This window comes from Exiguobacterium sp. s28, assembly GCF_018618135.1.
Lineage (GTDB): Bacteria > Bacillota > Bacilli > Exiguobacteriales > Exiguobacteriaceae > Exiguobacterium > Exiguobacterium mexicanum_A.
The window spans coordinates 32959-47897 of sequence record NZ_JACSLL010000008.1 but is presented as its reverse complement, the minus strand read 5'-3'; the positions used below and the strand labels follow the sequence as shown (position 1 = coordinate 47897).

Here is a 14939-nt window from a genome sequence, read left to right as displayed (position 1 = left end):
TTATGAGCGATGCCAGACTGATGTTGTTGCCCATCCAACATGAGCTCGATGCGATAAAGGGACCATTTGAGAGCCATGTCCTCCAACTGTTCCATGCTGACGAGTCGGAGTTGCAACGCCATTCCCTCGAACCGGGGGCAGATGACAGGGGCCGGGCAGCTGCGGAATATTATCTCATTTCGGGAACCCGTGGGAGTGGGGACATGCATCCAACGGGACCTATCTCGACTCGACTCGAGACAACACCCACATCACCATTGGAGTTTGAGCAGGAGGTCGGACAGGAGGTGCGCTCGGGTATCCTCGCCTGGGAACAGGGCATGTTCGAACTCTCCCTCGCGTTCTTTGACTCGGCGTTAAAGTCATGGCAGGAGAATGGGCCGGACGATGGCAAGACACTATACTACGCACTCATCAATAAGGCGAGTCTTTTGATTTCGCTATACAAACATTTCAACCAGAGTGTACCGTATGAGATGATCCTCAAGGAAATGCATGACTATCAGATACGTCTCGAAGGTCCGCTCCGGACGGAGTATCGCTATTTTTTTCTCGAGCACATGTCCAGGTTATATCTGGATTCCGGCCAAGACTACGCCTCTTATGTCGCTTTAAAGAGAGAGGCCATGGCCCTCATCGAGCAGAGGCGTGTGCAAGACGAGCACTATCCGATGGAACGGTATTTGGACCATAAAATGAATCTACATCTTGATCTAGGGATGGCGCTGATAGGACGTTCAGGTGAAAAGCGGAGCGGTTCTTCTCATCTGGCCGAAGTGTTGACGAGTCGCTTGAGTGAGACTTCACAGAGGACCATGACCCGCGAGTATGACCTGTTTCGTAAAGGACAGGCCAATCTCTGGCTGGGGAACAGGATGGCAGCTGAAGATGAGTTCGATCGATTGCTGAAAGTCTCGATGAACCATATGTGGGGGGACTTGGTCCAAAATGAGCTTGAAAAAGCTAGAAGCAGGGGCCACTAAAAAAATCAATCAAAAAAGCAAGGAGCTGTATGAGCATGACGAGAAAACGACATTTCGATGGTACCGGTGCTATTGATGGCCGGTTGCTCGAACGATGGGGATGACCAGGCGTTCAAGACACTTGAGACAGAACACGAAGCCTTGAAAGAGGAGTTGGGCGAGGCAAAGAAACGATTGTCGGACTCGGAAACCCTACTCAAGAATAAAGATGAGGAGATCGACCGACTAGGTAAGGAGATAGAGAAGCTGGAGACAGCCGGTTCCACCGTCACCGAGATTCCGGAAGACGCACTTATCGATTCCGAGATACCTTTGCCAGGGGATCCCGAGCTGCCATCACCGGTAGCGGCAACGCATGAACCTACTGCTGCTCAGCGGGAGCAGATGTCAGATCTCGAGCCGTTCGATGCATTGATCACCTCCGACGAAAACCTTCCTGTCTATGACTCGTTCACCGACCAGGATAACTCTATCACGGAGCTTACGCCAGGGTATTCAGTCATAGTCCATGCGACCTCAGACGATGGCATGTGGTACTATGTCACGACGACCACCTATGACGGGGATCCGATCTCTGGTTTCGTCTTCGCGGTTTTCGTCCGAGATTTAAGCTCATTATGATTACAGCACCGAGTCATCGCATATGAAAAGTCGAGCGCCCAGTGGGCGCTCGACTTTTCATATGCGATCAGTACCCTAGTGACCGAAAGGTCTCTTTAAAGTATGCATAGAGAACTTTTGGGCTGATTCGATACCTTGGATGATAGAAACCGACGAAGGTCGTATTTAGGCAATGGCCGACTCTCGTACCAGAAGAAGTGACCACGGGGGTGAATCCCAGGATCTCTTGAACGATTGTGAATGTCCCCCCGCAGACGACCACGTCTGGGTTCATGATTATAATCTCCTCAGTCCATAGGTTCTTCGTATCCAAGGCGTGCTTTCGAATCTCATCGATTTCGCTCCCCCCTGTCCCACCGCTCTTTTTAAGATTGGTGATGGAGATGCCGCTCAATCCTTCTCTTACATGTTTCTCTTTTGAGTGGAGGAGTTGTTGGTAGCATGGGAGCCCGTTCATGAGTCCGAAGCTCCAAAGCCCTATGATTTCGAAAGTGAGATGGTACCTTGTGTCCTCGGACTGACGATGGATGAAATCGACAAGTGACCAGTCTTCTGATTGGTCCCGGTCATTCACTTCTTTGAGTAGGAACAAGAGTTTGACGTCGGTTGAACTGTATCGCCCCTCGTCGATGACGCCCCCTCCCACGAAATGACCGGGATGATTTTGTCACCAAGTTACGTATAAGTCGTTTAATCGTTGATTGATTGACATGGATGTGTCTCCTAGTCTCTTTGGGGTGTAAATAATGTGGAATTCTTACCCATCATTGAACATCTGCCATGAGAAGCTTATTTAATTGTTGCAGCTTGAATCGGGATGTCCAAATCAGATATGACGGCTTGATTACGATGTTCATCGACTCTTCGATGAGCTTTCGGTGCACGGAAGGTAGGGATGACAACTCGAAGTGATAATAAGAGAGGTCGCCCTGGTGTTGACGTTGTTTGAAAAATTGAGACCGTTCATCCTTACGAGAATAAATCTTGTCGATATGGCGAATCATTCTTCTCTGGATGCTGCTACCGCTCTCCCCTATGTATAGCACCTCCGTGTCTTTCATCAATACATAGATACCTTTTGACTTATCAGGAACATGGATGCGTATTTTTCGTTTTGCTTCATCATATTTCTCCCTTGTTGAATCAGAGCATAGACAGAAGTCGATCTTTTTCCAATGACCTTCCTGTATGGGTAATAATTTTAACTCGATTAGACTTGCCCTGATTTCATCCTCCATGACAGCCATCCCCCTCTTGAATCAACTATTCAACTCGAAGTCCGATGAATATCGGTCAATACAACACGCCTTCCATCGACTTTTTTGAATCATATCGCATTGTCTCCTACCTGAACTTGTCATCGTCAAAAAAGTGATTGATGGGTATCTGTAAGCCATCACAAAACTTCTGTATCGTGCTTATTTTGGGATGTTTCGTACGACCACTCATCAGTTCGGAGATTGTCGCTTGGTTCAATCCACCTTTCTGAATGACTTGATGGATTGTCATATTATGCTCTGCCGCGAGCTCCTTCATCCGCTCTACGATTGCCCTGTTCAGTTCCACTTGCTCACCCCACGATCAAAGTACTCTCTCATACTTATTCTTTATGAATCCTTCTACTCCTCTACCCCAAGCCAATCCCTTGAAATCAAAATATCAATCCTTATCTTCTATCATCGCCCCGTTATTTTTTTACAGTTGTGATACAAAACAAAAAATATTGAATAACTGTTGCCTATAAACCCTTATACAGGGCAGATTCGACAGAAATCGGCAATTGTAAAATTTCTGACATATCAGAAAACTGATGATTTTTATTCCTTTCCCTGCTATATTGGAACCAACAAAAGGAAACATCTGTATGGTCGTCGCTCTGGTCTACAGAAAGGGGAAGGCTTATGTATCGATTCGGGGAGTGGTTGAAGGAGAACCGCCGGCTCTCGGGCTGGTCGCAGGTCGAACTATCGGAGAAGACATTCGGAGAGATCTCACAGCCCGCCATCAGCCAATATGAGCAGAACCGTTCGGTGCCGTCAATCGCGGACATCAATCATCTGGCCCGCGCGTTCGGGCATACGCTCGCGACGGTCCCATGGGACGCCATCGACTTCGGATACGGGGCGAAACGTTCCGTCACGAAGCTCGAGCGACGTCGGTTCGACCTGCAGGAATTGCCGCAGGCCGACTCGGTCCGCACGTTCGACGGGAAGACATATGAGCTGCATGGCTTCATCGGCATCGATAAAGGGAGCGGCGAGACGGTCCAGTTGACGCAACTCTACTATCGAATCCGTACGGTCGTCTGTGACGCCCACGTGCTCGCCAAGCGCAAGAACCCGGATGACGAGCTCATCCATGTCAAGAAACGAAAGCGAATCCGACTGTAACCCACATCGACGCAGCAGCACATCCTTAAGGATGGTCTCCTCCAATCACATATCGGCGTGTCCCTCACCAGTGACCGGGTGGGCGGGATCTACGCACAGATGGTTCGGCGAGAGTCGCCTAAAACTCGCCACAAGGTCACCGCATCGTTCCGGGTCATCGAAAAACCCTGTACAGCTCCTTAGATTCACGAGGGGCGGAGTTCGTGGGGGAACGGCTAGAAACCCACCGCACCGAATCCGACTGTCCTTAATGATGTGCTGCTGCACATCAAGAGATCAAGGGAAGGAAGTGTGTACAGTGGCATCAAAAGAACAGAAACAGAACCGTAGCTTCGCCGAGAAACTTTTACGCATCCGTGGGAAGGATTACGAGGAGTGGCTTGACGAACAGCATCAGCAGGTCATCCAAGACAACCAGGAACTCATCATGGAGGCGCTCGAGGCGAAGCTCAGCTTCAAGTCGCCGGCGCACCAGGACTAAGGAGGAAACGACATGGGACTCAATGAGACAGGGCTCAGCTTGCTTCAGTTCTTCCAGGGGCTCGCCGTCATCGCCGCGGCCATCGCCTTCGCGATCGGGGGCTTCTACTTCATCTTCGGCGGGGATCGTGGCCGCTCGAAGGCCGTCGGCTGGCTCGTCGGGGGCGCCGTCGGCCTGATCATCGTCATGGGTGCATTCACGCTCGCCGAGATGGTCGACCAGAACATCAAATTCTAATGCACACCCACGCAGCGTTCCAATCGGAAGGCTTTTTTTGTTGTTTGAAACGAGAGGAGGAACGAGATGCTGTTTGTACGATTCACCGACGTGCCGGACACACGGATCCAGAACTATGAGCGGCTCACCTTTGCCGAGGCAGTCGTGGCAACACATGATCTGCATCAGGCCCTTAGCGAGGAAGGGGCGAGCTGTTCCGGTGACTTTCGGCTCTTTGACCAGAAAGATGAGCTGCTCTATCGGGGAACGTTCACGTTCGGGACCGAAGGAACGTATCCGAATCTGTATCATCAAGTGCAAGACCGGGTACAACGGATCCGGACGAAGAAAGAGGACAATTCGAAGAAGATGTGGCTCCTCGACGAGATCGAGTCCGAGACACCGGACGACTATAAGCGCCCGTCCGCTAAATCGAATCCGATTGTATCGTCGACCTATCAATCAAGCCTGACCCGACTACAGCGCCGCCTTATCTACGGGGCGGCCACGGCCGGGATTCTATTCACCTCACTCTTCACTGCCGCGCAATGGTTCATCGATAAAGAGGCACACGCCGAACAGGGGATCGGTGGTGAACAGACGTGGCTGAATGCTTACGAACAGGCGCTCCAAGGTGAGGAATCCTCACTAATCGATTTACTAGAACAGAAAGACCGGTCAGAGGAAGAGGATGCCCTATTGATCGACCTCTATCTGGCGGAAGGAGAAGACCAGAAAGCGCTCGAGCTCACGGATGATCCCATCCTGATCGAGACGAAGCTGGGCGGGCTCGACCTATCCGGTAAAGAGAAATTGGAACGGATTCAGAAGTTCCAAGCATCACATCCGACCGATGAGGGTGCGTTCGATATCGCCACACTGGAACGTGATCATGAGAGCGTAGCCAAAACGGAAAATGTTGAATGGACTGCTCCCCGTATCTCCGCGAAAGTGACCGCTTATCTCTTTCTCAAGGACATCGAGGCTGCGAACGATTGGGCGTCCAAAACGAACAATTCTGCCGTTCAAGAAAAAGTCGACACCTATCAAGACATCACGGCTACTATCAACGAACTGAACGAAAAATTGAAGAAGACCTCTAGTAAGGACACCTCGGCCCGTGAGAAAATTCAAGCCGCTATCGCTGCTGAAGAAGGCAATCTAGAAACGATTCTTTATTCAGATTAAGGTAGGTGAAATAATTGAGAACTCCGTCTCTATCACCACGATTCCCGATACGTCTGATTTTCCCCGCCCTGTTCTGCCTGTTGGTGGTGCCGTCCGGGATTTTTTATCTGCTGAATGGGGTCTACAACATCATTCGACAAATCATGACCCCGATTGTACAAGACGGGCTGTTGGCCGGAGCGACGATTCCGACGCTCTCCCCCTCCTTGTTCTTGGAGGTGAGACTTCCCTCTTCGACCGTCTTGATTGGACTGGTCGCGTTCAGTCTGTTCATCGGACTGGTCGTGTTCGGCAAGGTATGGCTGAACTTCCGGGATCTGCGGAAGAATCAGAAAGGGAGCGCCCGCTTCACCTCATTCGATGAACTGAAACAACAGTATCGCCGCGTCCCGGACCGGAAGAAACAGTATAAAGGATCAGGTGGTGTCCCGGTCGGACGGGTCAAGAACGAGCTGTTCATCGATGACTCGCCCGTCAACAATCTTGTTATCGGAACGACCCGCTCCGGGAAGGGCGAGACGTTCGTCTTCTCGACGATCGATCTGTACAGCCGGGCAAGTGACCAGGCGAGCCTGATCATCAACGACCCGAAAGGCGAACTCTTCGCCGCCTCGAAGGAGACGCTCGAGCAACGCGGCTATCAGGTTGAGGTGTTGAACCTGATGAACCCGCTCCAATCGATGTCGTACAACCTGTTGCAACTGACGATTGACGCATTCCTCGAGGAGAACTATTCGCTCGCCCAACAGTATGCGCGCTCGGTCGCCTTCATGTTGTACCATGACCCGAAGGCACGGGACCCGTTCTGGGCCAACTCGTCGATTGACCTGTGTACGGCGCTCATCCTCGGGCTCTGTGAGGAAGCGAAGGAAACACCGGAGAAGATCAACATGTACAACGTGGCGCTCATGCTCTCGGATCTCGGCTCACGGACGGTGGTCACGCGGCAAGGACAGGAAATCTCCGCGCTCGACGAGTTCTTTCAGCGATTCCCGGAGAACCATCCCGCCCGGCTCCAGTTCGCGACGCTCCACTTCTCGGGTGGCCAGACACGGGCGAGTATCCTGGCCAATACGAATGCGAAGCTAGGGATCTTCACGTTGAACGGGACCGGGAAGCTGACGTCGATGAACTCGCTCGACATGCGACGCATCGGCTTCAATCGCTGGATCAGTGGACGGACTGAACCTTTGACACGACTCACGTTTAGGTTCCCCGATGGGACGACCCATGCGCTCACGACAGACGACGATGGCAGCTTCATCGTGTACCACGCGTCGTCACTTAGAACCGGAGACGCCGTTCAAATCTCGACTGACTCAAGCACTGCGACGATCCAGCTGGAAGCGCATGATGAGGAGAGTGGACGTTTCCGTTACGCAATCGACGGGACGATACAGATCCGTGAAGTGATGTACCATATGCGTCCCGTGGCGGTGTTTCTCATCGTCCCAGACTATGACCCGACATTCAACGTCATCGCGTCGCTCTACATCAAACAGGTATACACGGCGCTCGCCCGGGTCGCCTCGCAGACGAAACAAGGCAAATGCGAGCGCCAAGTAGTCTTCTTACTCGATGAGTTCGGCAACATGCCGCCGATCGAAGGCATGGCCAACATCATAACAGTCTGTCTCGGCCGGAACATGCGCTTCAACCTCGTCATCCAGGCCTACTCCCAACTCGAGAACCTATACGGAGAGGATTGGAAGACGATTGACGGCAACTGTGGGAACACACACTATCTGTTGACCGCGGACGAGTCGACCGCCGAACTGATATCGAAGAAGCTCGGTGAGGCGACCATCGTCACGAAATCGCGGTCCGGGCAGACGTTCTCGCTCAAAAAATCGAAGACGGAGAACGTGGACGGCCGTCGGCTCATGACAGCGACCGAGGTCATGGGACTTAAAGAGGGCGAGATGCTCATCATCCGTGTCATCAAGCGTCAGGACACGAAGAAACGACGTATCCAGTCGTATCCGATCTTCCTGAGCGGCAAGACGGCGATGAAATATCGTTACGAATACCTGGCGGACGACTTTGACACGGATCGCTCCCTGCATGACATCGACATCCCATGCCGTCACGCCGGTCTCGACTTCGAACAGATCCGTATCCGTTTCGCGAAGCAAGAAGACGAAACGGATATCAATATTCCATCGAATCAGGAAGATAAGTCTAAGTCCTTGACGGTACGAGATGTGCTGCAGGACAGCATCCTCCGCTCGATGTTCGAAGGACATGACATCGGTGGGATGTTCCTCCCTGAGTTCGAGACGAACCTGAACCTAGGAGTTTACGACGTTACCGACAGCCAGAAGAGCTTTTTGAGCACGATGATCGCGAAGCGACTCGAGAAACTGAAGCAAGGTACACCGTAGAGAGGAGGCCGAACCCATGGCCGAGAGTGCGAGAGAGAAGCGAATCCAGAACGAATTGCGTGTCGTCGCGAGGATCATCGAGACGCAGCGCGTCCGCCTCGAACGGGGCGACGTGCTCAACATTCAGACGACCGACGGCTTTCTGACCATCTATCAGGACGACACCTCAGACACCCCGAAAACTGTTACACTAATAGATAAGTTCGACTTCCGCGTCAATTTAAAAGTCGCGGATCTACTGAAGGGGAAAATCGTCTGACGGAGGGGTAAACGTTATGAGGAAAATCTTGATTGGTGTCCTACTCGGAAGTTCGTTACTTTTAGCATCATGTGGTGCCGAAAGTTCGAATTATCTTTCTACGACTTCTGTTGAAGAAATTGCAGATATTAAAACTGAGCAAGAAAGTGCATACGTTCTTGTAGACAGCGATAGTCAAGGTAATGAAGGGGCTTACGTTGATACTGTGCGAGAAGTCGCCACGGAAAAAAAGAAAGACGTTCTCTTATTCAATCCGTTTCAGCCTAATGGGGAAGATTTTGAAGAACGTTCTACCCAAGAACATCCTGAACTTAAAGGTGGCAGATTGTACGAGATGACTGACGGTGAAATCAGTCGTGAATTAAATGTATCTGCCCTTACAGAAGATGAATTAAAGGATCAAGTCACTAATTTCATTAAATAGCCTCTGAATGGAGGGATTCTATGGGTGATAACGAAATAGTAAACAAGCTACAAGAGTTCACTGATATCCTTAGTCTCAGTACATTGGTACTGGATGCCCTCCGCTCAATGGGTTGGATTTTAATACGTGGCTTAGCAGTATTAATTGATGGACTTGAAAAAGTGACTGACAGCATATTACTAACGAAAGCATTTTTTAATAACTCTCAAGTGGTTGAATTCGTTTCTACGATTCAACCTTTTTTGTACGTTCTTTTAGCTGCTAGCTTCCTATTCACGGGTTACCTCATCATTTTTCAAAAGAAATTTGATCGAGAAGGATTTTTAATCAATCTGTTTATCACGTTGCTCATTCTCGGACTATTATCTCCAACGATGACGCAAATAAGTGAATTCAGTGATACCGCTATTGATTTTACAACTCAAAACTCTGGCGAAAACTCTTCAAGTGAATCGATATCAAATCAGATTTTACGAGAAAACATTCATGATTTGATTGAATATGACCGAAACGATTTTTCCGGTTTGAAAGGTGAGGCTTTGAACTCTCTGCCTCAAAGTCATTTACGAAATATCGATATCAACGAGGTATTCGATAGTAATGAATTTCGCTTGGGAAGTATTGGCGAACAAATCTCTCAGTCCAAACTAACCTGGAATGGTGAAACGATGGGAACCTCGAAACTCGACCAAAGTGGCGTCGAATGGAACAATCAGTATTACTACCGCTATCAGCCGAACTGGTTGACCATCTTCGTGACACTCGGAATCATGGGCTTCACGCTGTTCTCGATCGCCTACAAACTGGCACGTCTCTCGTTTGAGCTTGCCTTCAACTATGTCCTGGCGATCCTCGTCGCACCGGCCGATCTGCACAGTGGTCAAAAGACGAAGAAGGTCATCCAGAGCATTTTGAACACGTTCCTCGTGATAATTCTGATTTTCGTCTCGATCAAACTGTACACGATCGGGACCGCCTACCTCGCGGAGACGTTGGACGGACTCGCCTATCTGATTGCCCTCATCGCCTTCTCGGTCGCATTGATTGATGGGCCGAACATGGTCGAGCGGCTGTTCGGGATTGATGCCGGGCTCAAGCGGGGCTGGGGTGTCGCGCTCGGCGCCTATGCCGCCGGAAAAGGTGTGACCTCGGCAAGTGCCCACGCGGTCTCGAAGGTCGCGCGTGCCGCGCAAGGCACACCGAAGATGCCATCGCTCCATGAGGCCGCGACGACGCGGATGGATTCAAGCGCCACTCCTCAGAATGGTTCACCGCTTAATGCATCGAGTCAAGCTTCACAGCGGATGGACGCCGAGAGACACATTGATCCAGATAATGTCGCTCAGGAGAACCAAACCGCAAGTCGCACGCAGACCGACAAAGAGAAACCGACAAATCCGAAGGAGGTTGCGCAACCAATCAGTGCTCAAAAATCAGAACCGGAAGCGCCAGGCTCTCCAAACGTGAAGGAAGCGTCGGGTCGCATGTCTCCTGAATCGAATCATGCGACGAACCCTGAATCGATTACCGAACGTGCCGACGATCCAACAACGTCATCTGAGACACAAAGACCGGAGTCGATTCACGACCATTCAAGTTCTGGTCATTCTCCAGTCCCTGCTTCGTCGACTCTCGAATCGGTCACCGGGTCTACCGATACCACATCCGGACCAGGCCATCGTCACAATGAATCAGTAGACAGAAATGACGTGACGACACCGACACCTCATGATGCACCACATTCAAGCGACTCATCCCCGTCTTCGTCCTCTACGACGGGTTCGAATGATTCGGCAACAGAGAAACGCCAAGGACGAGCCCAACGGACCATCCATCAGGACACCGTGCTCGACATAGAGACCGAGGTCATCGAACAGGTGCGTGAGAATCAGACGCACCGTCATAGCCAGAATCATGAAGAGTCGCGACGGATCTATCCGACCTCGCCACCGAAACCTGACAACATGAAGAAAAAGGAGTGATGACCCATGCGCAAATACCGGATCCCGAACGAGGTCACGACCGAACTGAAGATCAACAAGATGCTCTATCTGCATGACTTCCTGTTCCTCGTCGGGCTCATCGTGCTCCGCCTCGTGACGCTCCCGTTCATCCCGTCGGCACTGCACATCCCGTTCACGGTCTTCCTCATCGTCTTTGGGCTGTTCATGGTCCTGCGGCCGGCGACGAACCCGCAGAAGCGGATGGTCCACGCGATTTACTACGCGCTCATCAAACGGAAAGACACCTATCTCGCGCTCGACGCGCACACGAAAGGACGTGACTGAGATGGCTTTCATCGAGGAGTCGCTACAAGAACCGAGACGCACGGGCACCTGGCTTGATGAACAGGACGTGGTCGAGAAACGGAAGGTCAAAGACAAAGTCGTCGTCAAATCGACGGTCGCCGAACTGATGCCGGTCGTCGACATCACTGGGACCGAGGCGTTCGAGATGCGCGACGGGACCTATCTCGACATGGTCCAACTCACCTCGAAAGATATCTATTCACTAAATGAGGAGGAAAAAGACCATGACGTGTTCTCCCTCGCCTATCTCCTGCAGGCGTACACGCATCCACTCAAGGTCGTGCCATTGAACACACCGCTCAGTCTCGAGCGGCAGAAAATCAGCATCGAACGACAGATCCGACAAAATCAGACACCGGCCTACCTGCCCTTTTTACTCAAGAAGAAGCAGGAGCTCGAATACCTCGAGGAGCATCGCACCAATCGCGATTATCTCCTCTTTTTTTATGCCGACGACGAGCGGATGCTACGCGAGCGGAAGACACATCTCTATAAACTGCTCCGCCGCTCGAACCCAATGCGCGAACTGACACTCGATCAGAAGATCCATGTGCTCTATCAGCTGAACAATCCGAACACGAAACCGCAACTCGACGCCTGAAGAAAGGAGTGACGCGCATGTGGCAGCGCCTGCGTGAGCGAATGGCCAAACAACAGGACCCGGAGACCATAAAAATCGAGAAAGGCTACAATCCCGAATTTATCGGCAAAGTCCAGCCGCAGGGCGGCATTAAGTTCGACGCCAACTTCGTCCGGCTAGGGGACGGCTATCTGTCGTGCCTCCATGTCTACAAATATCAGTCGCTCGTCTACGACTACTGGCTCGAACCGATCCTGAATATGCCGGGCGTTTTGACGACACTCGACATCGGGACGACCGACAAGAGTGAAATCATCCAGACCATCAACAAGTCGATGGCCGAACAGAACACACGCTTCGAAAACGCGAAGGACAACATCGACCGCATCGACGCCCGGGAGACGTACAAGGAACTGAACGAGCTCTACGAACAGATCACCCAGGGCGAGACGATGAAATATCTGCATCTGCGCCTCTATGTGAAGGCGAAAACGCTCGACGCACTCGAGGTAAAAGTGCAGGAAGTGATGGAAGAACTCGAGGCCCGGAACTTCCGCTCGACAATCTTCCTGAACGAACAGGAATGGGAATGGCAGAGCCTGTTCACGAGCTATGATCAGCAACAGAAACTGCCGAACCGGCGACGTGGGAAAGAGATACCGGCCCTCTCCATCGCCGGCGGCTATCCGTTCCATTTCACGTCGCTACAAGACGCGACCGGAACGTATTACGGGACGACCGACACGAACGGGAGCGTCATTTTTGACCTGTTCCATAAGGACAAACAACGCAAGTTCTACAACGCGCTCATGATCGGCAAGATGGGATCCGGGAAATCGACACTCCTCAAGAAGACGGTGCTCGATCAGGCCATCAAGGGCAACAAGATTCGCATCCTCGACGTTACGGGCGAGTTCTCTGACCTCGTGCGCCAGCTCGGCGGGAAAGAGATTGCGCTCGACGGGTCGGCCGGGCTCATCAACCCGCTCCATGTCTATAAGACCGTGACGAACAACGACGGCAGCGCCAACGAGGCACTCTCGTTCATGCAGCATCTCTCGAAGATGGCCGTGTTCTATCACTACATCAACCCGGCGGCGACGCAGGAAGAGACGAACGAGTTCGAGATCCTGCTCCGGGATTTGTACGTCCGGCACGGGCTCTGGGACGAAAAAGGCGAACTGCCGATCACAACGCATCCGGCGAAGCGGTACCCGACGTTCTCCGACTTCTTGCATCTCGTGCGTCGTGAGCTCTACACGGACGACACGCGCACCTCAATCAAGGAAGCGATTAGCCCGAACCGGGTCCGACGTCTCGAGAACATCGAGCTCGCCGTCACGAACCTCGTCCATAACTACGGCAACATCTTCGACGGGCACTCCTCGATCGACCGGTTCGACGAGGAGCTCATCGTCTCGTTCCCGCTCCGGAACCTGACGAGCCTACGGGACGAAGTGTTCCAGGCGCAGGTGTTCTCCTTGATGAACATGCTGTGGGACGGAATGATCGCCAACGGATCGAGTCAACTGAAGGCCTACAACCAGGGCGTGCTCCGGACGGAAGAAGCATGCAAGTACCTCATCGTCATCGACGAGGCACACCACTTAATCAACACGCGCGACATCGCGCAGCCGGCCATCCTGTATCTGCAACGCTGTATGCGCGAGGCGCGCAAGTACTTCGGCGGCATCTTCTTCGTGTCGCATCTGATCACCGACTTCGTGCCGGCCGGATCGAAGTCCGAGAACGCGGAGAACGTCAAGTCGCTCTTCCAGCTTACGCAATACAAGATCATCGGCGAACAGGACGCGGAGAGCATCCCAATCATCCAGACGGTGTTTGATGGCCAACTCTCGAATTCCGAGATGCGGATCATCCCCTCGCTCGAGACGGGGCGTGTCGTCCTCAGCATCTCCGGCGTGCAGAACCTCATCTTTGACGTCGATGTCGCACCCGAAGAACTCGCCTTATTCGGTGGGGGTGCCTAATGTGGGCGGCCGCGAAACGGACGGCGCGCTTCGCCGTCATCGCGAAATGGCAGCTCGCGACGCTCAAGTGGCGACTCATCCTGCTCGGCATCGCGGCACTCGTCTTGTTCCTGGTCATCCTCGTCGTCGGAATCCTCGACACGCTCACAGGTGTCCAGAACGAACAACCGACCGACGTCCCGATCGACACGGCGGGCGGTCTTCAAGTGAGCGATCAGGTGCTCCAATATCGAGCCTTGGTCGAATCGGAACTGTCGAAGCATGGGCTGGCCGAACAGACGAACCTCGTGCTCGCGCTCATGATGCAGGAGAGCGGTGGACGTGGGAACGACCCGATGCAGGCGAGCGAATCGAAGTGTGGACGGATCGGGTGCATCACCTCCCCCGAGGAGAGCATCATCTACGGCGTCGAGCATTTCGCGTCCGTCTTCGAACGGGCGAACCGAGACGTGCAGCTCACGTTACAGAGTTACAACTTCGGCGGCGGCTTTATCGATTATGTCCAGGAGAACGGCGGGCGCTACTCGAAAGAGCTCGCCATCTCGTTCTCGCAGATGATGTACCAACGCGTGAAACATACCGGCATCTATCGTTGTCATCGACCGAGCGCGGTCCAGCACGGTGCCTGTTACGGGGACATCGAATATGTCGACGCAGTGTTGAAATACCTCGCGCCAGTCGCCGTCGCCGATGGGGTCATCACGAAAGAACTGTTGTCGGGGTTACGTTCCCCGCTCACCATCCCGCTCAACGTGACATCGCGTTTCGGATGGCGCGTCGTCTTCGGACAACGGGACAACCACACCGGTATCGACTTCAGTTGCACCCCTTCCGACACGATTCACGCGGTCAAGAGCGGCACCGTCATTTATAGCAGGAACCGCGGACCGTACGGCAATCTCGTCCAAGTCCGGCACGACAATTACATCACGGCGTATGCGCACCTGAGTCGTCTCGGCGTCCAGACGGGACAACAGATCGAGGCTGGGCAAGCGCTCGGGTACTGCGGCACGACCGGCCGTTCGAGCGGGAACCACCTACATTTCGAGATCAAGACGGGTGAATGGTCCGGTCATATCGACCCCGCCCCGGTCTTCGGATTTTGAGTCATGG

Annotated in this window: 16 protein-coding genes; 14 read left to right on the top strand and 2 right to left on the bottom strand. The window is 52.6% G+C overall.

From position 1 onward, the window contains the following. Positions 1–2: 2 nt before the first annotated feature. Together KNP78_RS09870 and KNP78_RS09865 are read left to right on the top strand one after the other, a co-directional pair. Positions 3–983, top strand: a complete 981-nt coding sequence (locus KNP78_RS09870; RefSeq protein WP_214823914.1) for a hypothetical protein — start codon at positions 3–5, stop codon at positions 981–983. Between the two features lie 57 nt (positions 984–1040). Next, entirely contained in the window at positions 1041–1604 is a 564-nt protein-coding gene (locus KNP78_RS09865; protein WP_214823912.1) for a hypothetical protein, read from the top strand. 764 nt (positions 1605–2368) lie between these two features. On the opposite strand, the gene KNP78_RS09860 is transcribed toward KNP78_RS09865, so the two are convergent. Both KNP78_RS09860 and KNP78_RS15810 read right to left on the bottom strand, forming a co-directional pair. Then, positions 2369–2842, bottom strand: coding sequence for a hypothetical protein (locus KNP78_RS09860; protein WP_214823910.1), 474 nt, complete (start codon positions 2840–2842; stop codon positions 2369–2371). A gap of 106 nt (positions 2843–2948) precedes the next feature. Continuing rightward, positions 2949–3140, bottom strand: coding sequence for a helix-turn-helix domain-containing protein (locus tag KNP78_RS15810; protein ID WP_353049067.1), 192 nt, complete (start codon positions 3138–3140; stop codon positions 2949–2951). Between the two features lie 365 nt (positions 3141–3505). Here KNP78_RS15810 and KNP78_RS09850 point away from each other — a divergent pair, with 365 nt between their 5' ends. From KNP78_RS09850 to KNP78_RS09795, 12 genes are all read left to right on the top strand, one after another. Continuing rightward, positions 3506–3994 (top strand): helix-turn-helix domain-containing protein, encoded by a 489-nt coding sequence (locus KNP78_RS09850; protein WP_214823906.1) that lies wholly within the window; start codon positions 3506–3508, stop codon positions 3992–3994. Between the two features lie 298 nt (positions 3995–4292). Beyond that, complete coding sequence (locus KNP78_RS09845; protein ID WP_051627825.1) at positions 4293–4475, top strand: hypothetical protein; 183 nt, start codon at positions 4293–4295, stop codon at positions 4473–4475. 12 nt (positions 4476–4487) lie between these two features. Then, positions 4488–4712: a hypothetical protein gene (locus KNP78_RS09840; RefSeq protein WP_012390467.1), complete on the top strand. Its 225-nt coding sequence runs from the start codon at positions 4488–4490 to the stop codon at positions 4710–4712. Between the two features lie 66 nt (positions 4713–4778). Next, positions 4779–5879 carry a hypothetical protein gene (locus KNP78_RS09835; RefSeq protein ID WP_214823904.1) on the top strand — a complete coding sequence of 367 codons (1101 nt, stop codon included), beginning with the start codon at positions 4779–4781 and terminating at the stop codon, positions 5877–5879. Between the two features lie 14 nt (positions 5880–5893). Next, a complete protein-coding gene (locus tag KNP78_RS09830; RefSeq protein ID WP_214823902.1) occupies positions 5894–8263 on the top strand; it encodes a VirD4-like conjugal transfer protein, CD1115 family in 2370 nt (789 codons plus the stop codon). A 16-nt stretch (positions 8264–8279) separates the two neighbouring features. Beyond that, on the top strand, positions 8280–8522 hold the full coding sequence (locus KNP78_RS09825; RefSeq protein ID WP_128124162.1) for a hypothetical protein: 243 nt from the start codon (positions 8280–8282) through the stop codon (positions 8520–8522). 16 nt (positions 8523–8538) lie between these two features. Next, the gene (locus KNP78_RS09820) at positions 8539–8946 is read left to right on the top strand and encodes a hypothetical protein (RefSeq protein ID WP_211781024.1); all 408 of its coding nucleotides are present in this window, start codon (positions 8539–8541) and stop codon (positions 8944–8946) included. 20 nt (positions 8947–8966) lie between these two features. Next, positions 8967–10928: a pLS20_p028 family conjugation system transmembrane protein gene (locus KNP78_RS09815; protein ID WP_371819211.1), complete on the top strand. Its 1962-nt coding sequence runs from the start codon at positions 8967–8969 to the stop codon at positions 10926–10928. Positions 10929–10934: 6 nt separating this feature from the next. Continuing rightward, positions 10935–11234: a DUF5592 family protein gene (locus tag KNP78_RS09810; protein ID WP_214823897.1), complete on the top strand. Its 300-nt coding sequence runs from the start codon at positions 10935–10937 to the stop codon at positions 11232–11234. Position 11235: 1 nt separating this feature from the next. Next, positions 11236–11856, top strand: coding sequence for a hypothetical protein (locus tag KNP78_RS09805; RefSeq protein ID WP_214823895.1), 621 nt, complete (start codon positions 11236–11238; stop codon positions 11854–11856). A gap of 17 nt (positions 11857–11873) precedes the next feature. Beyond that, positions 11874–13826: a VirB4 family type IV secretion system protein gene (locus KNP78_RS09800; RefSeq protein WP_214823893.1), complete on the top strand. Its 1953-nt coding sequence runs from the start codon at positions 11874–11876 to the stop codon at positions 13824–13826. Then, positions 13826–14932 (top strand): lysozyme family protein, encoded by a 1107-nt coding sequence (locus KNP78_RS09795; protein ID WP_214823891.1) that lies wholly within the window; start codon positions 13826–13828, stop codon positions 14930–14932. Before KNP78_RS09800 ends, KNP78_RS09795 begins: the two co-directional genes overlap by 1 nt. Positions 14933–14939 lie beyond the last annotated feature (7 nt).